Annotated in this window: 16 protein-coding genes; all 16 read right to left on the reverse strand. The window is 37.9% G+C overall.

The window, feature by feature from the left end:
* Positions 1 to 2,777: lectin like domain-containing protein (locus ORH16_RS12805; RefSeq protein WP_265459244.1), on the reverse strand; the 2,777-nt coding region annotated here is incomplete at its 3' end.
* 672 nt (positions 2,778 to 3,449) lie between these two features.
* Positions 3,450 to 3,683 (reverse strand): hypothetical protein, encoded by a 234-nt coding sequence (locus tag ORH16_RS12810; protein ID WP_265459245.1) that lies wholly within the window; start codon positions 3,681 to 3,683, stop codon positions 3,450 to 3,452.
* 298 nt (positions 3,684 to 3,981) lie between these two features.
* Positions 3,982 to 5,676 carry a hypothetical protein gene (locus ORH16_RS12815; RefSeq protein WP_265459246.1) on the reverse strand — a complete coding sequence of 565 codons (1,695 nt, stop codon included), beginning with the start codon at positions 5,674 to 5,676 and terminating at the stop codon, positions 3,982 to 3,984.
* A complete protein-coding gene (locus ORH16_RS12820; protein WP_265459247.1) occupies positions 5,657 to 6,640 on the reverse strand; it encodes a glycosyltransferase family 2 protein in 984 nt (327 codons plus the stop codon). Before ORH16_RS12820 ends, ORH16_RS12815 begins: the two co-directional genes overlap by 20 nt.
* A gap of 55 nt (positions 6,641 to 6,695) precedes the next feature.
* Positions 6,696 to 7,418: a hypothetical protein gene (locus ORH16_RS12825; protein WP_265459248.1), complete on the reverse strand. Its 723-nt coding sequence runs from the start codon at positions 7,416 to 7,418 to the stop codon at positions 6,696 to 6,698.
* Position 7,419: 1 nt separating this feature from the next.
* Entirely contained in the window at positions 7,420 to 8,376 is a 957-nt protein-coding gene (locus tag ORH16_RS12830) for a DUF5067 domain-containing protein (protein WP_265459249.1), read from the reverse strand.
* Positions 8,360 to 10,978 (reverse strand): YfhO family protein, encoded by a 2,619-nt coding sequence (locus tag ORH16_RS12835; protein ID WP_265459250.1) that lies wholly within the window; start codon positions 10,976 to 10,978, stop codon positions 8,360 to 8,362. The genes ORH16_RS12830 and ORH16_RS12835 overlap by 17 nt, the downstream gene beginning before the upstream one ends.
* A gap of 29 nt (positions 10,979 to 11,007) precedes the next feature.
* Positions 11,008 to 11,610 (reverse strand): signal peptidase I, encoded by a 603-nt coding sequence (gene lepB, locus ORH16_RS12840; RefSeq protein ID WP_322597304.1) that lies wholly within the window; start codon positions 11,608 to 11,610, stop codon positions 11,008 to 11,010.
* A complete protein-coding gene (gene lepB, locus ORH16_RS12845) occupies positions 11,607 to 12,362 on the reverse strand; it encodes a signal peptidase I (protein ID WP_322597307.1) in 756 nt (251 codons plus the stop codon). Before lepB (ORH16_RS12845) ends, lepB (ORH16_RS12840) begins: the two co-directional genes overlap by 4 nt.
* A 187-nt stretch (positions 12,363 to 12,549) precedes the next feature.
* Complete coding sequence (locus tag ORH16_RS12850; protein WP_265459251.1) at positions 12,550 to 13,215, reverse strand: hypothetical protein; 666 nt, start codon at positions 13,213 to 13,215, stop codon at positions 12,550 to 12,552.
* 3 nt (positions 13,216 to 13,218) lie between these two features.
* The gene (locus ORH16_RS12855) at positions 13,219 to 14,358 is read right to left on the reverse strand and encodes a DUF916 and DUF3324 domain-containing protein (protein WP_265459252.1); all 1,140 of its coding nucleotides are present in this window, start codon (positions 14,356 to 14,358) and stop codon (positions 13,219 to 13,221) included.
* 82 nt (positions 14,359 to 14,440) lie between these two features.
* Entirely contained in the window at positions 14,441 to 14,791 is a 351-nt protein-coding gene (locus ORH16_RS18945) for a WxL domain-containing protein (protein WP_416207866.1), read from the reverse strand.
* A gap of 18 nt (positions 14,792 to 14,809) precedes the next feature.
* Positions 14,810 to 15,205 carry a hypothetical protein gene (locus ORH16_RS12860; RefSeq protein WP_265459253.1) on the reverse strand — a complete coding sequence of 132 codons (396 nt, stop codon included), beginning with the start codon at positions 15,203 to 15,205 and terminating at the stop codon, positions 14,810 to 14,812.
* Between the two features lie 116 nt (positions 15,206 to 15,321).
* Positions 15,322 to 15,582, reverse strand: coding sequence for an LPXTG cell wall anchor domain-containing protein (locus ORH16_RS12865; protein WP_265459254.1), 261 nt, complete (start codon positions 15,580 to 15,582; stop codon positions 15,322 to 15,324).
* Positions 15,583 to 15,653: 71 nt separating this feature from the next.
* Positions 15,654 to 19,418: a beta strand repeat-containing protein gene (locus tag ORH16_RS12870; protein ID WP_265459255.1), complete on the reverse strand. Its 3,765-nt coding sequence runs from the start codon at positions 19,416 to 19,418 to the stop codon at positions 15,654 to 15,656.
* Between the two features lie 150 nt (positions 19,419 to 19,568).
* Positions 19,569 to 20,264 carry a winged helix-turn-helix domain-containing protein gene (locus ORH16_RS12875; protein ID WP_265459256.1) on the reverse strand — a complete coding sequence of 232 codons (696 nt, stop codon included), beginning with the start codon at positions 20,262 to 20,264 and terminating at the stop codon, positions 19,569 to 19,571.
* Positions 20,265 to 20,614 lie beyond the last annotated feature (350 nt).

The following is a 20,614-nucleotide window of genomic DNA, read 5'->3' on the forward strand; positions in this document are numbered from 1 at the left end:
GTACGATAATTTCCGTCTAATAGTCCTGCCTCTTTCCCTGTAAATGGTCCAAACCAAACAGTTCCTACTCTAATTGTATATTTTTTTACATACCCATTTGGAGACTCTAGTACAATTGTTTGATTTCGTCCAGAATGTATCGGCATCTCAAATACATCGATATCCCCATCACTGTTCATTCTTCCTTGAACCCATTCATTAGACACTATTTTCGTTGCTGTCTCTCCTGTATCTCCGTGATCATCTTCTTCAGGATCCAGTGTCTCTCCTTCTTCTAGTATACGAACTTTAAATTTATAGTTTTCTCCGACTGGTACTAGAGATTTATCTACGAAGAAACGGATGGCTGTATCTGAACTATTGGTAGAGGTATAGGTCGTACGATAATTTCCGTCTAATAGTCCTGCCTCTTTCCCTGTAAATGGTCCAAACCAAACAGTTCCTACTCTAATTGTATATTTTTTTACATACCCATTTGGAGACTCTAGTACAATTGTTTGATTTCGTCCAGAATGTATCGGCATCTCAAATACATCGATATCCCCATCACTGTTCATTCTTCCTTGAACCCATTCATTAGACACTATTTTCGTTGCTGTCTCTCCTGTATCTCCATGATCATCTTCTTCAGGCTCAAGTGTCTCTCCCTCTTCTAATATACGAACTTTAAATTTATAGGTTTCTCCTGCTGGTACTAGAGATTTATCTACGAAGAAACGGATGGCTGTATCTGAACTATTGGTAGAGGTATAGGTCGTACGATAATTTCCATCCGATAGCCCTGCCTCTATTCCTGTAAATGGTCCATACCAAACACTTCCTACTCTAATCGTATATTTTTTTACATACCCATTTGGAGACTCTAGTACAATTGTTTGATTTCGTCCAGAATGTATTGGCATCTCAAATACATCAATATCCCCATCACTGTTCATTTTTCCTTGAACCCATTCATTAGACACTATTTTCGTTGCCGTTTCACCTGTATCTCCGTGATCATCTTCGTCTATTTCTTTAGTAACCGTTATGGTACTGGTAGCTGTTTTATTTCCATCAGCTGTTTTTGCAGTAATTGTAACCGTCCCTTCAGCTTTCGCAGTAACAACTCCACTCTCAGAAATAGTCGCAACATTTGGATCAGAACTAGTCCATGAAAAACCTTTATTTGTCGCGTTTTCTGGAGTAATTTTTGCTGATAGTGACAATTCCTCTCCTATTACCATACTTTTTTCTGTAGGAGTAACTTCGATTGTATCAACTGGAATAAATGTTTCCTTATCGTCAGTATAAGCGTTAATATAGACATTTCCTTCTAATAATCTTAAATTAGTATTCTCTACTGAAGATAAATCTCTAAAGCTCAAATTAGTCTCATTTGTTCCGTCTGATAAAGCTAAATAGCTTTCTCCTTCATTTGTTACCACATTTTGGTAACGTACTGGATCATAAAGTTTATTTTCTGTTAATAGATAAAGATTACTTACACCTGCTGGCTTACTAAGTTTTACAACAATCGCAAATTTATCGTTACCGTTTAAACTTATCCCATTTTCTAATTCAATAGTCTCTATGCCTGGTATTTCTTTCACTCCAGAACCCAAGTGAGTCATATTTTCTAATGACGTTGTCGTTTGAAGACTATCTGTATTTAACGACAAGTAGATTTCATATGGCGTATTGTATTGTGTTGTATGGAACGAGACAGCTTCAAGTGTTTCATCTTGACTATTTGTTTGATACACATTTGAAAGAATAGCTGAGTTTGTATACACTGCTCTTGGGTAATAGCCATAGAACTCCGTATGGGAATAGATATTATCGTAATTTTCTTTCGACTCTACTTGACTAACCCCATATATACTTGAGGTTGCGACATAATAATCTTCATAGGAAACATAATAATAGCCATTATCTGCCCACCAGTCTCCCCAACTATTTCGGACAATAAATGCACCATTTTCATTTGGCTCAGAACTGAAATTTTCTTTTGCATAACTGTCGTCCCAACCAACAATTAGAGTAGAATGATCGATTCCTTGATTCTCAACACTTTGCGGGACATAAAAGGCGTAGTTCCCTTCGTTATAAAATTTCGAGTCACCTAAATAGTCGCTCCGCCATTGGTAGGTTACACCACTATTTGAAAAAACTTGTTTTTTTATACTATTTACTTTTGCTAATCGTTCTTCATTGGTATATTCGTTGTCTAATTTAGGAATAGAAACCATTCCTTGAACATGAACAGCTGGTTCTTCCTTCAACTGATCCTCAGTTAAAAAAGGAATGTCTCCTGTTGGCTGATAGGGCATAGTTTCTTCTAAAATAGGTTGCGTCCAGTTAATGGCAGCATAAATAGGATAAAACTCTTGTCCCCCTGCATTCAGACTTCTACCATAAGAATGAGTATTTACTTGTTCATTTCCCAAGGCATTCTTTGCAAAATAATAATCTAAATATAATTCTGAGAAATCATAGACTGCCTGAGCTTCTTTGAGAGCCCCTGTCTCGATTGCCCCAGTTGCAGAGAAAGCCCAACAAAGTCCCCTATTTCCTTGACTTTTAACAGGTGTATCCCCTCCTTCTTTTCTCGGGTCAAATTGACTCGGTAACGAACTACTACGGTAGTTTGAAGGCGGAATAGACGGTTGCTCAATGACAGGCGTGGGATCTGGAATAGCTCCCCCACTATATACTGTTGCTGCCTGTACACTTGGTCCAAAAGCCACAATTCCACCACACACTACACCCAACAATAACCAAAGTAACTTCTTTTTCATTTTTTTCTCCTTTCTAACAAAATATTCCCGACACAGCAAATGCTAAACGCTTACATTAACTATATAATAAAAAATCGGTAAAATAAATAGATATCTCAAGCGTCTAAATTAACTGCTATACATTTTTTTTATATATAAACTAAAAACATATTTCAGTTTATCTTAATTTTCCTTTTTAAAAAATGATATCTTATAACATTATTTTTTTACATCAGTAAATTCAAATATTCCACCCCAAAAAAGGGTGGAATAGCACTTTTCTAAGTAGATGAAACCCATCCTCGCGTAAATAAAGTTTAATCTATTTTACTTATACGAAAAGTTGTCTAAGATTTGATACCAAAACCACATGGATTTACATGCGAGAAAATTATTATCTATACATTTTCAAAGCAAATGACTGTCGATTGTGTTTTACAAATATTGAATCAAGGAAAGTAGCGCTATCACATTCCTGAAGGAATGATTCTACATACTGATTTGGACCGGCAATATACAGCAATTGAAGCAGAAAAATGCCTTGAAACCAATAAGATAAGACACTCCTATAGTCGAAATGGAACGCCTTATGATAATGTATGAATCGAATTCATGGCTCGATTGACTATCTAACCCCGCAGGAGTTTGAAGACCTATCAAAAAGGAAAAAAGTGTAACCTTCTCTACTAAAATTTATCCAAGATGTTGACTCAAATCCAAAATTGGATCAAAGAATCTACTATAAACAAACTCATTGCCATTTTGCATAAAAGTATCTGTAAAGACATAAATCTTTTCTAAGGATAAATTTGCTTCCTCCACTTCAGTAAGTATTGCATCTAAAGCAATTAGCGCATTATATCCTGAGTCCTGTAAAGCTACTCGATTGAGATAGAAATAATTATTTGAAAAAACTACAAAGAGCATCGCTAGAAATACCAAAAAGCTCTTAAAGTATTTCGAAAGTACCGCTGTTAATAAATTATCAATCAGATTTCCGACAATGTTGCCTCCGTTAAAAATCGTTTACCCATCTAACTGAGTTCCTGATAATTTTGTAAGAGTCATACCTAAAAACGTGCGTTTGAGCTTCCAAAACATGATTTACGGCAATTGTTAGAGGTGTAATTCGTACGATAATTTCGGCAGTATAATTAATAAGTCATTTATGATTCGTTTCCCCTTTTAGTAATGTCGTTTAATACGCCAGATACAGCTTCTTGAATTATCTAACTTTTTTTAATTTGCGATATAACTCATAAAAAAAGTAGCGCAAAAGAATTACAAGCCAAGTGAAAAAACTGATGTAAAAACTGATTCTAATCACCTTTGAAGCTTTATAGCCCACTTCAACAATAGTTGGACCTGAATCTACCTCAATTTGGACAGTACCTCGTTCAGAAGAAGTCATATCTACTTCTTTTTGATTCACCCAAACTATGGTATTTTTATAACGGATAATTGGTAAATCAATACTAGTTTGATCTTTTTCAATTTGCATTGAATATTGAATTTTTTGTCCTTGATTTTGGGGTGGGATGAGATAGGCATCCCCATCTATATACCCAACATGTTGATAGATTTCATCTATGTAGGGTTGTGAGCTGGCTGGTGCGTACTGATCAATCCACATAGAATAGCGATTATCTGGATCTTCGAAAAAAATAGTCTCGGTGTCCGAAGCGAATGAGTAAGCCTGATCCATCATTCGCTGGACAGAAATCAACCACGGTAGGAAACATAAAATCAGATTGACTCCAAGAAGGCCCAATAAAGATCGTTTTCCTAACGATTGATCTTCACTGATGAGCTTGACTATATTTGCTCCTGTCAGGCAGGTGAATAACGTAGTAAACATCATCAAACGAAAGGGATATTGAATCACATTTATTATCGTATGCTGAAAGATTCCCCAAGGAAATAAATCGGTCGATAGCCAAAAAGTAAACCAACTGAGAATATAGATTAGTCGATAAGTTCTTGTCATTTTTTTCCAAAATAAACACCCAAACATCAACACTAACAGACAAGGCAATCCAATTGTGTAAATACCACCTAAACTGGATTGAGTCAGGTCATTAGTGAGACCATGCCCGAGTAGCTCGCTCAACGTATTCCCTGCAAGAGTGACGGGGGAAGGCTGTAAAAAAGTTTGGAAGAGCTGCTCTTCTAAAAAAGGAATGAGGAAAAAGGCCGATCCTGCTATAGCCAATCCCCCTGCTCCAATTAAGATAAAGGTTCGTTTGACTTTTTCCCGAATAAAGTACAGACTGCCAACCCAAAATAGCACTAAATATAAACTGATTAAAAAAGCGGATAACACATGAGTGCAGACAATCAGCGCAAAACTAATTGTGACCCATATCCAAGATCGAACCTCTTTAAACAAGACTTCATAAGTGCTCCAAACTAACAATGGCAGGAAAGTCAACGCAATAAATTCTGGTAGTGCAAAGCGAGTCAGCCCATCAATTGTTCGATAGGTGGCAAAGACATAGAACAAGGTGAAGGACACACTAGCTACCCAGGATTGACTAAACCGTTTCATGCACCAATAAGCGATCCAAGCAGTCAAGAACGTATAAAAAAAGAACCCCAAAGAAATTGCGAAAGCAGCATTTTCAAACAATTGACTCAAGAAAGCAAAGGGCACTAAGGTAATCCAAGGATAGAATAGATTGACCCCATAGCCTATCAAATAAAACGAACGTGTGCTGATTCCCGGAAAATTAAATTCGCCATCCATCAACCAACCCACTAACTCTTTTATCCGACTTAAATGATAAACCAGATCATCTCCATACACTAAGTCCCCTTTAATCAAAAGCGGCATCACAAAGAGCAGAGAGAGAAGAAGGGCAAAGAATAGAACTCGGATACTTTCTTTTTTTAGCCAACGATTATTTGTTATCCGATTCATTTAATCTCTCCTTTTTTTCTAATACTGTTTCAATTATGAAACGCGGTCGTTTCTTCACTTCGGTATAGACACGACCTAAATACTCTCCTATCGTGGCGATTCCAACTAACTGTAAACCACCCAAAACCCAGATACTCATAATAATCGACGCCCAACCGTTAACAACAGCGTGATATATATACTTTTGAACTAGCGTATAACCCATATAAAAAATACCAATTAAGATAGTTACTAATCCTAACAGACGAATGAGTTGAATTGGTAAGATAGAAAAAGAAGTAATGCCCTCCAACGCAAAGCGAATCATTTTCTTTAAGGGGTATTTCGATTCCCCAGCTACTCGTTTTTCTCGCCTGTAATAAACATTCGTAGAAGAAAATCCTACTAGAGGGACCAAGCCACGGAAAAATGGTGCTTCTTCTGAAAATGCCAGCAAATTTGTGACTGCTCGATGACTCAATAAACGGAAGTCAGCATGATTAGGGATTAACTCAACCCCCATTTTTTTCATTAGTCCATAAAACAATTGTGCGGAATGACGTTTAAAAAAAGTATCGCTTTCGCGGTTATTTCGCACTCCGTAAACAACATCGTATCCCTCATGGTAAGCAGCTACCATATTGCGGATTGCTTGGACATCATCTTGTAGATCCGCATCGATACTAATGACAATGTCCGAACTGGCAGATGCTTGTGTCATTCCAGCCAACAGTGCTTTTTGGTGTCCAAAATTCCGACTCAACTTTAACCCGTTAAAATGAACAGGATCTGTTTTGTGCAACTCCGTAATTACTTGCCAAGTGTCATCTTTACTCCCATCATCTACAAAGAGTAGTTTACTTTCTGGATGAATCTGTTTCTCTTCAATCAATTGCTTTATAACTAATAATAGAGCTTGACTAGAGACCGGCAGCACCTCTTCTTCGTTATAGCAAGGAACGACAATTGTCAACATTGAAAGCATACCAGTGCTCCTTTCTTTATAAAATCACTCTTCTCTAAGGTTAGTCTGATACAATTTAAACTCGGTAATCAAACCAGCTAGCGGTTATCTTGGCTGGAATGCCATCATCCCCTAAATCTATAACCAATTGTTGCCCAAAAGAGCCATTCTTTTCCGCTGCTTCAACTGAATCATAGACTTCAATTAGTTGATTGGCATATTCTGCAGAATTATCAATTTTTTCTAAACCTTCAGTCAATTCTTTCTCTGGAATAGCTAATAACTCTCCAATATTTTTTACTAATTCCGAAAAATCTTTGCCCAAGTATTCACCTTCACCGGTCCAAAAACTCATTTCAAAAACTTCAGAATAGACTTTAACCTTCTCACTGTTTTTGAGATAGCTATAAGCCTCTGTGATATCCGTATAAATCATAATATTCTCACCATTATAGGCTAAAATTCTATCTCTCACGTTTAAGGAAGTTGTAGATGACGCAATCGTATACTCTGGTTCAGGAATTGTATAACCATCTTTAGTCATTTCATTTGTAGCTAGCTTGGCTAACTCAGTGAAGCTAGGACTGAGCTCTACTCCAAAACGTTCTTTCAGATCTGTTATCGCTTCTCCCTCTGGTGCAGAGTAATTGGAATTACCAAACTCAGAAGAACGATTGGTCCATAACGTCAAGGCTTCTTGTTTCTCAGGAAGTTCTTTCAATTCTGCTGAAGCTGAACTGCACCCTCCTAAAATGACTAAAAAGATGAACGGCAGAACTATTTTGCCTAATCTCCTCATGTTAGTTTCCTCCTATTGGTAATATCGTAGTTTCAGAATTGATAAACAACTCTTTATCAAAGTCTAACGTAACCGCTTCAGTGGATGAATCTAATTGATAAACAGCAGCACATTCGATTGAATAGTTTCCTTGCAATACTTGGGTCCCTAATCCCAATAAATACATTATTTCAGAATCAGAAACACCATTTGTGGCAGCCAGTTCTTGACCGCTTTGGCTCACGGTGACTGCCTCCATCCATTTCTCCTCAGGTACGATTGTCGTGCTACTTGTATTGGTACAAAGATAGCGGATGACTAAATAATTCGTGCCATCCTCTTCCATCACTTGATAGCTACTCATTTTCAATTTATAATCCTCTGCAATCGCTTCACCGACACTAGCTTCAGTATCTTGATTCGTTATTTCTTGACTAGGTGTATCTACAACTAACGTTTGGACGCATTCAGTAAATAATTTTTCTCGGCTGCTCGCACTCCGATCGATAGGACTATAAAATTGAAACTCGATCACTGCATTTTCGACTGAAACTAAGTAGACATCCAACCAAGTCTCTTTCCTTTGGAATTGTGATTGTAGCCGATAGTGACGCCCAAAATAATCTCCTACTTTAAAGTTGGTTTGTTCCACGTTTTCCAATACATAGCGTTCGCTATAAAGGGTTTCCCCATAGTCTTCTAATTGACCTTCTTCTGTAAATAATTCCTCTTCATATCCTCGAACCATCATATAGGAAAGACTTTTAGTATCTTGAGCACCAAAGAGGGTATCGCTAGTAAATAATGTCGTTGGCTCCTTCTCTTCTTCCCAGTTTTCGGGAAGTTTGATTGAATAGCTACCTTCTAATGCTGAAAACTCTACCGGTTCGCCTGCTAAATTTTGAGCGTCACAGGCACTTAGTAACACTAAAATGAAGGTAAAGAAACAAAAAGATAGCAGTTTAATCTGTCGTTTCATCTGTTAATCTCCTCCTTTTTTTCAGCCAAAGCAGAAATACTATAAATAGGATGAAACAGATGACCGCAATCACAACTCCAATTAAAAAGCCGTGAGGAACATAAACTAGTTTAATCTCATGAGTACCCTCCGGAATTTCAATCGCAATAAACGCATTTTTAAATGAATCTGTTTCTATTTCTTCTCCATCAATGTAGGCTTTCCAACCTTTATCTGCGGGAATAGTGGTTAATAGTGTTTGTTCTTCTGTTGTTGTAACCTCAGCAGTCGCTTGATTTCCCTCAACAGTAATTGGTACTCCTTTTTCTTGTACCTTACTTAAGACATCCGCATATTTTTCGGTATCCACCAACAACAAATCCGGTTTATAAAGTGAAAAATCCTGAACATAGTTAGACGAGAAACCGGCTGTTACTTCTAACGTAACGGGTTCATCATAATAACCTAAGTTGTAGTACTGACCATCATCACTCAGACTACCTGATTCCGTTTTTTCACCATTTATAGTAACGGTCGCATTCACAAAATCAAATTCAGTTGGGACCAAGCTTAAATACCCTTGGGTATTTGCTGGTAACGTAATCACCCAACTCAAATACTTCGTATCATTCAAATCTGTCGACTCCAAATCAACTGTCCCGTCACTGTTCTCAGTTAAATTAACATTCTTGCTATCTGCAATCGTCAATTCCCGAATGGAAACAATCTCCCCCTGAGTACCCGCTAAGTAATTTAGAATATCTGTTTGGTTAGTTAAATCATTCTCATTTAGAGCCCCTTCGTCAGTTAAAATCCCTAAAGGGAGTGCATATTTATTTTCATATAATTGATACTCTCCAGATTCACCAATAGACTCATAGCCAAACTTATCCAAATCTCCTTTTGCAATGTTGTATTTGATACCAATTAGACCATCTGCCATTAACGTATTATTCCTATAATTGATATTCAAGTTTGTGCCCACAGACCGAAAACCTAACGCATTTAGATATGCTGAAGAATAGCGGTTCCTGATTGAAGAGAACATGGTCACACCAGAGTAGCCGAAGTTAAAACTATCATTCATTGTAATGCTATTTAAATTTTCTAATCTAAAAAAATCTTCATTGCGGTCATCAGCTAAATCAACTAAATTTTGTATATCTTCGTGACCATCCTGATATTGTGAAGTATTAGTGTAATACCATTCATCTGAGACCCCTTTAATAATTGCCGCACTATTCAGGAACATTTCTCCACAAATCAATACTAAAAATGTCATCGGCACAAATTTTTGAAAACGTGAAAATTTACTTTCAGATTTATCAAATATAAGCAATCCTAAATAGACAGCGAGGAAAGCAACTGTGAAAATTAAGGATTGTGTTGTAATCTCTCCATAACGCTTTTTATCCGATAGTAAAAAGAAAACAAAAATGACTCCACCCATGAATAAAACTAAATTGGTTAAGTGGTTCAGCTCTTCCTTAGTAAAACGTTCTAACCCATACCCTGCTAAAATAATAACTAAAAAGGATATGGTGAAACTAAAACGATATAAAAACATGTATGGTGAATGCAACCCATGCCAAAACAAGTTCATAGGTTCAATATTAATACTCATGATTAAAATTAGTAAAAACACCCCAAAGAGGATTTTATTTTTGAGCGGTGTCTTTTTACTTACAAAATAGAACAATGCAAAAATTAAGGGTAACAACCCGATGTAAACAAAAGCCATTGAATTGTATTGCGAGGTATCATACATCCCAATTAGATTTTTTGCGACTAAGTCCCATGCCCCAACAGTATCATTCCAAAATTTGGTCAAGGTATCCAACGCTTCTCCATTGGATCTTAAATCAAGGATCGTTGGTAATATTGTAATCATTGAGATACCGCCCGCTGTTAGAGCCGTAATCAGATAATAGCCAACGCTACTTTTATACCGCTGCCAATTTGTCAGAAGTCTGAAAACATAATACATAAAGGAAAAGACGCCCGCCATAAAGGCCATGTAAAAGCTAGAGAAAAACAGTAGAAGATAGCTAATAAACAACAGCAACGGCTTCTTTTTATCCATCAACCGATTGATTCCTAAGACAATCAAAGGTAAATAAACAAAAGTATCCAGCCACATCACGACTAATCCATAGGCTACAACATAAGACATGAGAGCATAACAAATGGTTAAAGCAAGAACCAGTTCCCGTTTCAATTTATATGTATTGTGAGCATAGACCCAAAAACTTATCCCACTAACCCCTATCTTCAGTAGGGTAATAAAATAGATAAAGTTGGGCATATCAATATTGTCAAAAAAAACAACTAGCCAAGTAAAAAAGCCATTCAGATAATAGCCCATTAACGCTACGTAATTTAAACCAAGCGAACCTGACCAGCTATAAAATATACTTTCTTTTCCTTGTAACACATTGTTAAAGCTAGCATGAAAATTAGCATACTGGGCAAACGCATCACTAGCTAAGATACTTTTATCACTGCCCCAATATATTCCTAGCGTTGCATAGGCCGCTCCAATTAGGAGTACCGGCAAAACAAAGCTACAGAGAATATCCAACCAATATTTTTTCCCAAATGCTACAGCAACTGCTCTTTTCATATTTTTCTCACTTTCTTCATCCAATTGTATTAAGAAATCGAACCCATTTTTGACAACGGGTAATACCGATATTTCACCACACCTTCAATCTGGTCCTGCGATATCCAGCCAAAACTACGGCTATCGGTAGAATGATTGCGATTATCCCCTTCAACAAAATAATGGCCTTCTGGAATATTACTGTAGTTAAACAATGTAGTCGCCACAGTCGACTCAACTGTAATTATTTGTGTGCTCGCCGGCAGATTCGTTGGTTCCCAAACATCTGCAGGAACTTCTGGCATCTCATCTTCTTTTGGAACAAGGTAAAGAGGATCACCTCTTAGAAGGAGGTGATCTCCAGGTACTCCTATCACCCGTTTTACATAAGAGCCACTTGGATCATCTTCAGGCGTAAACGTCACGATATCATTTCGTTGTGGTGTCATACGCTTCAAGATTAAGATACGATCTTGATCTTGAAAAGTCGGTTCCATGGATTCTCCATTCACCTGATGTGTGCCTAGAAAAAAAAACATCACTAACAAAACCCCAATAAACCAAAAAGGTAACAGTCTCTTCATTACTTTTTTTTGTTTTAAAGGTTTTTCCCTGATGCTATTTTGCTTATTGTTCATCATATTTATCCTCATATAAATCTGCCCATACTTCGTAAAGGGAATAAACGCATCGTCACTTTACCAACAATATCATCTTGAGATACTAACCCAAAAATGCGGCTATCCGTTGCATATGGGCGATTGTCCCCTAAAACGAAATAATATCCTTCTGGAATTTGCGTGATTCCAGCTGGTAATATTTCGGTTAAATCAAAATCCTCCGTCCAGTTCTGATCTCCATCTGTTCGGTTGGAAACATCAAGAAAACGCTCTACAACTTCTTTACCATCTACATAAAGAACATTTTCTTTGTAAGATATTGTTTCCCCTGGCAAACCAATCACTCTCCGAGTCATTTTAATGCCCGTTGTTGGTGCAGTAAAGTAAACAAAATCAAAACGCTTAATCTCAGCCAATTTGCTTACAACAACCGTTTCTTGGTCGTTTATCCTTGGCGACATCGCATAACCTTCAACTTTGACCAGGCTAAAAGTGAAATTACTGATTATTGCTAAAATAATGCTTAAAAGAAGCACGCTTAACCCAATTTCAATGAGAAGCTCTCTTCGTTTGATAGACTTGTTATGCTTTCCTTTTCTGCCAGAGGCTCTATTTTTCTTGACCTTATTTAGTTTGATTTTCCCGCTAATCTTGGTTAGTAAACTTGAGCGTGATTTCCTGCCATAAAATCTCTTACTTTTTCCACGGGGGGAATTTTGTTTTTTCCTATTGGAAGAACCCGTTCCTCTTTTTCTTTTCGATGTCCCCTCTTTTTTTAGAGGCAGTGATTTGGAGTTCTTTGCTACAGTAGATTTTGATTGTTTCTCAGTAGATTTTTTTGAAGAGCTAGGATTTCTTTTCCTATCCTCTTTTTTTTATCCGAAGTCTTTGTCTTCTTTCTACTTGTTCCCCCACTCAAAATTGTTCGTTTGGAAACTGATTTCTTCTTTTGTTTTTCCACTCTCTTCACCACTAAAGCTGATTTTCCAATGCATCCTCATTGACATTAAACTCCTCAAAAATGGTATTCTGATAGCCTTTGATTGTTTCAATATCAGTCAAATAGCCTGCAATCATACCTTCTCCTGCTAATTGAGTTTGAGTTTGTGCCTTAATATTCCTTGCTAGTTGGCGCACTGCTCGATAATATTGGTTCACTATCCTCTGTTTTTCCTGCGTTAAAACTGTCGAGGTTGTTCTAAAAGAAGCGGTTTCCAAAGTGGCAGTTAATTCCCCAATATTATTCATCGCTTTTTCTCGATTTTCTCCTGTTTCAAACTCCCCTAGCTGTGTTTCTAGGTCATTTAAAGCAATATATGTTTGAGCAATCACTTGGGAGTCTTCAGCTGGCAAAGTATTTTGTTGAAAGTTGCGGGTAACCCATGACCCACCCATCAGAAAAAGGCCGCTAGCAAAAAATAACACAGTAATAGTAGCCAATGTTTTCCGTTGTTGGAGCCACTCTTTACGTGCACTTAAAAAGCGCCTACGTTTCGATTTTTCTTTTGGCGGACGACGCTTAAATTTTTTCCTTTTCCCATTAAGTAATAGCAATCTAACACTATTCATTAATCCAAAGAAAAAGCAAACTATCGCCACTGCTAAAAGAATAACAAAAGTCCAGTCTAAAAGACTCATAGCTTATTTCCTCGCTTTTTTCTTATTCTTAGAAGAATTTCCTTTATCCCTTGAAGTTTGTTGTTTCTTTTTACGAAGTGCATGAATAATGACAAAGATAATCAAACCAACAATAATAATCCCACCAGCAATCAACAGGACAAGCAACCAGTTGATGCCTTCTTCTGCTGATAAACTAACATCTGCTTGGTTAAACTGGTCTGCCTCTTCGCTAGTAATGGAAAAGTTCTCTTCCCAGTTCCAACTTCGATCTCCTGCAGTTGCGACAATAATGGCCCGATAGTCACCGGCCTCCATTGTTTCTCCGTTCATTGAAACTGGAAATTCCATAAAACTATTCGGTGCCATCCGCATACCAGAAACCTTGCTGTCAAATAAAACTTGATCTGAATTAGCTGTAGTAATTTGAACATCTAAAACTAAATCATTTAAAAAAGCAGCTTCCGTATTCGAAAGATTAACTAAAACCGCATTGCGATAATTGGATAAGCCAGCAGCTACACTATTTAACGCCAATTCAGGTGAAACAACTGTATCTGTTTCAGTTAGAGTCATCCCAATAACATAGGCGTATTCATTTGTGATAACTCCGGCAGATTGTGCTCCTTCTCCATCTGCATCATCTTGAAAGCGCAGTTGAATTCCTCCAGAAATAACCCCATCATAACTGCTTTCGGGCATCTGAATATTCAACTCCAACATGACCGAACCACTCGCTGGCATCTCAATACTCTCAGGACCAGTTACAATGTCTTTAAAGTCGTATTTCAATGAAGGGTCGTTGGCAATGTCTGGATTTGCATACTCAATTACCCCTGTTGAAGTAGATTTTGCGCCATTTAACGAAACGAGCATGGTCCGAGGTACTGTTGCATAGTTGACTAACTCGATTTGGACTGTCTGTTGTTGCCCAGGTTCCATCCGCAAATCAAAATAACTGACGCCTGTATCCCGTTGGTTTTCTGGCAAAATATTGTTGTAAGAAAAGCCACCATATGTTGAGCCACTTTCTGAGGTCTCAGTAGCTGTTGAGCTCGTCGTGTCAGAGGCCGCAAAGACAGAACCTGGGGCTACTGTCCCTCCTAGAAAGAGCATTATGTACATAATAACTAGTAAGTAAACTGATTTTGATCTTAGTTTCATCTCGTTGTCCTTCCTTTAAAAAAGAGTTGCGCCGATGCCAGAACATCGGCGCAAACCTTAACTAATTAAGTAGTAACAAATTCTAGTTTGCGTCTACTAACGTCCAAAGTACTGTTGCATTGAAATCACCATCAACAATTGTAGTATCCGTAGGGATATTTAAAGTTACACCATCTCTGTGATTTACTTTGTCAAATACAACTGCATATGCACCGTAACCATCAGTATCTTCAGTACTATTAGTAATAAAGGTCGTAGGAGCAGTATCAGTAACTTGTTGTGTTGTATTAGCAACACTTGGTTCTAAACCAGCAATACTTTCGTTTTGATTTTTAACATCAATACCAGCGTAGTTTAAATTAGCACCATTTAAAGTAGTTGAGCCGCTAGCAAATTGAGAAGTAATTCTAGCGGTTAGGTCATATTTGTTAATCCCACCACTACGGTAATCTTAGAACTGTACAAAGTTGGCTGTATCGTAACCGCCAACAGCTCCAGCACCACCATTCGCTTTGTAGGCTTCTACTTTATAGTTTCCATCAGCTGCAATCCCTGTTACAACATCATGCGTACCAAACTCTAATGGTGTAACAGCTACGATACCAAAATTACCTGGATTAGTGACTGGTAACGTGGAGTTACTCGTGATATTAGAGTTACCAGATTGACCAGATGAACGAGTGATATCCGAAATATCTGGTAAATCACTGCTAGACACATAGGTAAACTGAATATGTCCTTTTCCGTTCATAGTACTATCTGCCGCATCTGTCGTGTTCGGGATAACCATCGCAACCCCAGCAACTGCAACAATTGCTGCAGCTCCCAATTTGTAAGTTAATTTCATTTTGTGTTTCCTCCCTTTTTCTCTCTCAATATATATATACTTGGATTTTCCAAGTCTATACCGTGTTTTGTCGATTTTGGACCGGTTCGACAACCGGTTAATCCACTAAAATCGTATTATTTTTCTGACTTACGCTTCTCTCTCAATGTCAGCAACGCAATCATGAGTAATAAAATCCCACTGAGTGTGACACCTACTCCCACTAGCTCACCTGTTTGTGGAAGCTTGCCTGAACCCGAAGTTGATGGCAAGGTACCTCCACTAGAAGAGGTCGTGGTTGGAGTCGTTGAGGAATCCGTGGTCGTGGTCGTCCCTTTTTTAAAGGTAATCCCTGCACCTCCACCTAGAGAAGTGGCTTCCCCAATACTTGGCCACATGACACCTGTGACTGCTATAAAGAGGGTCAGTCCAGAAAAACTTTTTTTACTTTTTTCATAGCTTCCCCTCCCTATGGCGCATCAGTCAATGTATATCTGATACTAGCGTTATAATTCGCTAGTTCACGATAATCAGATGAATTGAGTCTAAAGATAAATCCATTATCTTTTGCAATCCACTCAGCATTGCTAACATCATAATCAGTCGCATTCGTCTGATTATTTTCAAGTATTTGTACTGGAACATTGAGCTGCATTTGAGTCTCTCCACCATCATTTTTGTACCATAAGGCATTTGGTAGCATTTGACTAGAAATTTCAGAAGTAAAGACTTGTGTCAGCGTTGCAGTCAAGCGCCAGTAATTATTAGCAGAACGATTATCTGTAACAACTAATGGCGTATTGCCATAGTCAAAATCTGTCACCGTCATCTCACCATAGTTCATTGTATTTTGTAGTCCAAAATCTATGACAGCTGGTGCCGATTTCAAGTACAACCCTTGAATGAAATAATAGGTCTGAGCAGTATTTGGTACTGCATCTATAAACTTAAAGGTTGCATCTCCTGCTGGCAGGTTATTTGTATCTAAGGCATAGCCTGATGCAATAATCGTATCAATCACATTTTGAGCTTGAGCTCTCAAGCTGATTGTCTGTCCAACATACCCGTTGATTGTTACTGGTGAAACGGGTGGAGTCAGTTGATTATTGGTTGTAGATTCTAAAAAGTTGACTGCTATCGAAGTTTCTTTTTGGAACGTGTACACTAAGTCAGCATTTGTATCAGCAAAAGTGAAGCTGGTATCTCCTGTTGGTGTATTAACTAGAGTCCAGCCCAATCTAGCTAAAAACCCTGATGTTACACGATAATCAACATTTTGTTGAATATTAATCGTTTCCCCAACTGTGCCTTGAATGGTAATTGCAGTTTCAAGATCTTGTGTCGAATCCCATTCATTCATGAATCGGACGGTTACTGAAGTTGCTGCTGGTTCTGTAATCTCCAATTCCACATCAACAAGGCGTCGGTTTCCAGTAGGGTCAGCTAGATAAACTTGAAACGGGTAAGTTCCCGCTGCTGGTTTTGTGCCATTGTTAGCAATCCAATTATTTACTGCATCATTTCCAGAAGCATAAGTCACACTGATGTTAGAAGCTGAAACAGTTGGATTTGTATCGGCCAGCGTTGCTGTATCAATAAACGCTCTGAAATCAGTTGGCTTTGCATCATTCGGTCCAACTGTCACTTTTTGTGCTGTCCCAGTTGGTGCTGTTCTATCGACGATGACTGTACTGCTTTCAGACTGTTGTGTTAAGTCCGAATTAAAACCGACAGCATTCAAAGTTTGACTAGCGACCAACGTCACATTATTGGCAACCACATCATAAGAGAAATCCCCATTTGCATCAGCTTGTAACGTATAGTAAATATATGGACTAGTATTAGGTATCCGTTTCGCATCAATTGGGCTACCGTTATTTTCCAGCAATACATAGCCGTTTGGAATTCCAGTAGAACCAGAAATGGTCATACCGGTGACATCTGTAATGGCATTTCCGAGAGCATCAATGTCGGTGTTATTATCTGACACAGGGTTAATGGTTGTACTTAAAGTATCACCTGAATACCAAAATTGGATTATCTTTTCAGCGTTTACAGCCTGATTATTAGCATCCAACATGGTTGCTGTGCTGTAGAATGTCGTCCTAACGTCATTAGCATTATCTGTCCTAGTTGGCAGACTAAAATTAATTGTTAATGTCTGACCTTCTGTTAAGGTTACTGAAAGATAACCAGTGGTGACGAACACTATTGTCAATAACCCGCTAGAACTAAGGCTACTATGATTCGCTATCATAGCCGTTGCCCCATCAATAGTAGCCGTTACATTCGCATTGGAAATACCACCAGCAACATTAAATATAGTTGGACTGACTTGTGCCGTATAGACAATCGTGTTGACTGGCAGACCACTTGTGCCGGTCATGCCATTATCAACTGTAACAGTCGATTGAAAATCGGCCGTATCGCCTGGTGACAGATATTTTGTTGAATCTGTCGGTAACGTTCCGTTCGTCAAATCTAGCGCTACTCCATCAGAAGATACAGTATTGTTGAGCGTCGCAGTCACTGTGGCTGGTGGTGTAGCAGAATACCAAAACTGAGTTGTTGCCTGTGTTGCCGAGGCTGCAACTCCATTTCGACTGTTCATAGTAATATTACTTACTAAGGACGTTCGCACATCAGTACTACGAGAAGTACTGGAGGTTAAGCTAAAGGAAATAGTCAACGTTTGTGTGTTACTTAATGTCTGAGAGGCTGGTAAAGCAACCCTAATATTTCCTGAAGCATCAATTGTCGAAGTAGCTGTGACATTTGTACTTCCAATTCTTACCGTTGGACTAAAGCTTGACGGAATTGTGAAAATTGTTGGATCCACTTTCCCGGTATACACAATCGTATTAGCGGGTACTCCAGCCGTTGCACCAGTAGCATTAGCCACGGTCGAAGTGACTACAAAATCTGCCGTGTCTCCTGCGCTTAAATATTCACTTGCATTACTTGGTTTTGCAGTACTCGTTGTGTTTAAAGCACTGCCGTTTGAACTCACAGTGTTTGACACTGTTGGCTGAATTTGCTCTGGACTAAATTGGTACATTCGCTGAGGTAACCACCCAAACCCCCAACCAGTTCCATTAGGAGTATAGATTCTCCCATCCATACCGAATCTCACTCCAGGATAAAAAGATGGATTCGTGATTTTATCAAGTAATTTTACTTGAATGTTTATATCCATCACTTCTCGTGCATTAAAATTTTGATTTATATCTACTCGAGCGCTATTTCCAGAAATTGTATATCGACTACTCGTCCATCTCGGAGCTGACGCTGAATCAGTCGTAATTGCTACATACACGTTATTTAATGCCGATGACTGCTCATAAATATCTGCATTAAAGTCTAACTCAATATATGAAATGTATTGTGAAAAAGCATATGCATTACCAACCGTCATATAATGTTTAAGAACATCTCCTTGCTCCACATAAGGTAAATTTGTGGTTGCAAACGGATCTCCGTCAATTAATACCCCTCCTTGAGTAATATTAAATAACTCATTCCGAATTGATGTAATTCCTACATCAAGACCATCCTCCTGTGGAGTGATGCTATCCATACTAAAAGGTGTAAGATTCTCTGAAGTCGCTTGAGACTCTCCAGAAGTACTTTCCTCCTCAGAATCCACAGCATTAGCGATAAAATCAGCTGGATCGACCTTTCCTTTTACTGAAAACTCAATTGTATTGGACGTAACAGGTAGATTCGCATCAGAAATCGCCAGTTCATACTTGCGTTCTTCATCAATGGTAAGCAGTAAGGTGCTTTGTTTGGTGTCACCCTCTACTTCAATTAATAATTCTTTAGTTTCTTCATCATAAGTAAAAACTGGCACTTCTGCCTCTGGGTCCTCCCCAAGAATCAGATTTTTTTCCGCCTCTTCATCGAAGGAAAGCCCTTCTGGAATTGTGATTTTCCATTGTCTTTTTACCGCTGCTTCATCCAGCTGCTTTTCATAGCTGCTGTCTAGCGAAGGCTGCGGCAAAGAAGAATTTCTTTCTGTTATGATGTCACCAATTTCTCGCTCATCATCAATAGTTAAGATGATGCCATACCCCACCCCAAGATTTTCCAAATTCATTTCTGTCGAAATCTTCAATGGCTCTTCTTGAGCTGAAGTTTGTGTCAATCCAACTATTGAAGGTATTAAAATCGTTAATAGGATAGAGAGAACAGCCACTAATTTAAGTGGTACGTATTTTTTTCTCTTTTTCATTTCATTCACTCTTCCCTCCTTTTTATAGATTTTTATTCCCAACCATCACCTCTCGTTTCAGATTGTATAAAATTAACCCAAATGATTAGTGTACTAACCCAACAACTCCCCCCTTTCAAATTAATCTCCTTTTTTCTTTCATACATCTCATTACTTATTCAAACCCTCTAACATCCGGGGGCGAATTAGTAGCTTGGTGGAGATGGCATAGCCTTTTGTCCAATTGGTACTCAAGCTATCTTTAGAAAAGCCTGCCTCTACTAGCTTCTTGCGGATTTTTGCAATCAGCTGCGAAAGTTGAACCAACCTCGAATCTGTCACTTCACCAGGCCAGATTTGCTGACTCAGCTGATCTCGGTTGACAAAGTTACCCCTAGCATTAAACAAAATAAAAAACACCTTCCGCTCATTTTTGGAAAGACTGTCGATAAATTTTTCTTGGCAAATCTCAATATTTTGTTTTGATATCCGTTCTGCTAAGGTATTCTCGGCCTCAGCCATCGTTTCTTTCAACTCAATCAGAGAAATATCTTTTCTAATTCGTTTTATATATCCTAGCTCTTCGCATTCAGAGAACTCCTCTGGTATCCTCTCCTCAGAGATTTGGAGCAAAACCGTTTCATTTTTTTTTGTCAATGACAACAACGCTTGAACTTCTTCCTTCAAGAAAATTGTCTGACTAATTACCATAATCGGAAAAAGCTCCAGGTATTTTCCTCCACGCTTTTTTAGAACGCTTTCCAACATGGTTTTCGAGCAAAACACTTCATAACCTAACAACTGAAGTTTATTTTGAAAATCTGTTTCGGATAAAACATCCTTCGTAAAAATTCCAATATGCGCCATCGAACCACCCCCAAAAATCTTTCCCTTTTATCTCTACATTACAAACCCCTTTTTCAATATTACCTAATTGACTTATTTATAACTATTAAATAAAAAGAAAATCCTTAATAATTAGTATTCTTCAATAATTATTTTAAGGTCTTTACAACATAGTGTCAATTTAAAATTAATCATTTCAAACAAATTGTTTTATATTTTTTATGTTTATAATAATTTATTTTGATTTTTTTTTTATTTCCATTCATATTTACCAAAATAAAATCAGGATACACAAAAAAAACAGAGCTTTTTGAATTTCAAAAAGTTCTGATTTTGAATTTTGCCGCTAATTTATATAAAAAAAACTGAAT

It is taken from the genome of Enterococcus sp. HY326 (assembly GCF_026157065.1).
In the GTDB taxonomy this organism is placed as follows: domain Bacteria; phylum Bacillota; class Bacilli; order Lactobacillales; family Enterococcaceae; genus HY326.

What these genes read in the sequence shown, in the direction of transcription:
- ORH16_RS12860 (WP_265459253.1), bottom strand. Translation starts at nt 15,205, where the DNA reads ATGAAATTAACTTACAAATTGGGAGCTGCAGCAATTGTTGCAGTTGCT.
- lepB (WP_322597304.1), bottom strand. Translation starts at nt 11,610, where the DNA reads ATGAGGATAAATATGATGAACAATAAGCAAAATAGCATCAGGGAAAAA.
- ORH16_RS12870 (WP_265459255.1), bottom strand. Translation starts at nt 19,418, where the DNA reads ATGAAAAAGAGAAAAAAATACGTACCACTTAAATTAGTGGCTGTTCTC.
- ORH16_RS12875 (WP_265459256.1), bottom strand. Translation starts at nt 20,264, where the DNA reads ATGGCGCATATTGGAATTTTTACGAAGGATGTTTTATCCGAAACAGAT.
- ORH16_RS12850 (WP_265459251.1), bottom strand. Translation starts at nt 13,215, where the DNA reads ATGAGTCTTTTAGACTGGACTTTTGTTATTCTTTTAGCAGTGGCGATA.
- ORH16_RS12865 (WP_265459254.1), bottom strand. Translation starts at nt 15,582, where the DNA reads ATGTGGCCAAGTATTGGGGAAGCCACTTCTCTAGGTGGAGGTGCAGGG.
- ORH16_RS12810 (WP_265459245.1), bottom strand. Translation starts at nt 3,683, where the DNA reads ATGCTCTTTGTAGTTTTTTCAAATAATTATTTCTATCTCAATCGAGTA.
- ORH16_RS12825 (WP_265459248.1), bottom strand. Translation starts at nt 7,418, where the DNA reads ATGAGGAGATTAGGCAAAATAGTTCTGCCGTTCATCTTTTTAGTCATT.
- ORH16_RS12820 (WP_265459247.1), bottom strand. Translation starts at nt 6,640, where the DNA reads ATGCTTTCAATGTTGACAATTGTCGTTCCTTGCTATAACGAAGAAGAG.
- ORH16_RS12815 (WP_265459246.1), bottom strand. Translation starts at nt 5,676, where the DNA reads ATGAATCGGATAACAAATAATCGTTGGCTAAAAAAAGAAAGTATCCGA.
- ORH16_RS12855 (WP_265459252.1), bottom strand. Translation starts at nt 14,358, where the DNA reads ATGAAACTAAGATCAAAATCAGTTTACTTACTAGTTATTATGTACATA.
- ORH16_RS12830 (WP_265459249.1), bottom strand. Translation starts at nt 8,376, where the DNA reads ATGAAACGACAGATTAAACTGCTATCTTTTTGTTTCTTTACCTTCATT.
- ORH16_RS12835 (WP_265459250.1), bottom strand. Translation starts at nt 10,978, where the DNA reads ATGAAAAGAGCAGTTGCTGTAGCATTTGGGAAAAAATATTGGTTGGAT.